At 56.1% G+C, this 658-nt stretch carries 2 pseudogenes; both read right to left on the bottom strand.

The window, feature by feature from the left end:
- A pseudogene (locus tag B5F88_RS19945) lies at nt 1–338 on the bottom strand (hypothetical protein); the annotation flags it as partial.
- Between the two features lie 14 nt (nt 339–352).
- Nucleotides 353–658 (bottom strand): annotated as a pseudogene (locus B5F88_RS19940) (hypothetical protein); the annotation flags it as partial.

The raw sequence follows: 658 nt of genomic DNA, 5'->3' as shown, positions 1-658 counted from the left end.
TCCTGCACCTGCTTTTCTATGTATTTCTCCAATGTATAGCGGATCTCCTGCCAGCCCACCAACCGCCGCAGGGCATCGCAGAATGTAACAGCTTCCTCATAGGGGAATCCCTTCAAAGGCAGTTTGGACAGATACCGCTCCATGAGCTGGTTGGGAAGAAAGGGTGTCCCGTTGTGATTTCGCACCACGGTCGGGTAGGCGGAGTGATTTTCACGAGCGGTTCCGTTCAGCACATCCTGAATGCAGAGATCCGCCTCCGCCAGCACCTCCGGGGAAGTGTCCGGCTTGTGGATCAGATAGTAGCGGTCATGTACGCCATCACGCTTTGGCAAACTCATGGCAAGGTCTCCTCTCAGGTCTGCTGATGCTGCATGGATACGATATGGCAGTCCGGGCAGAATTCCACATAGAGCGTGCCCTCCGCACAGTCAAACACCGTATCCCACTGGATCTGCGCCAGATACTTCATAGGTTTCCCGCAGTGGGGGCAGATGGTATATTCCGCGTCCTGTACCCAGTTGGCAAAGCCACCCACCGTGTTCACATCCTGGCAGGCCGCGCCGTAAAACAGGGGCACAGGCGCTTCGCCCAGCACAAAGGGATTTTCCGTGAGGGCCTTGTATTCCTCGGGACTGACATAGCAATCCGTCTTCTCCGC

Origin of the sequence: Flavonifractor sp. An306 (assembly GCF_002159455.1) — a bacterium.
GTDB lineage: Bacteria > Bacillota > Clostridia > Oscillospirales > Oscillospiraceae > Flavonifractor.
The sequence above is the reverse complement of the archived record's forward strand: the minus strand, read 5'-3'. Positions and strand labels throughout refer to the sequence as shown.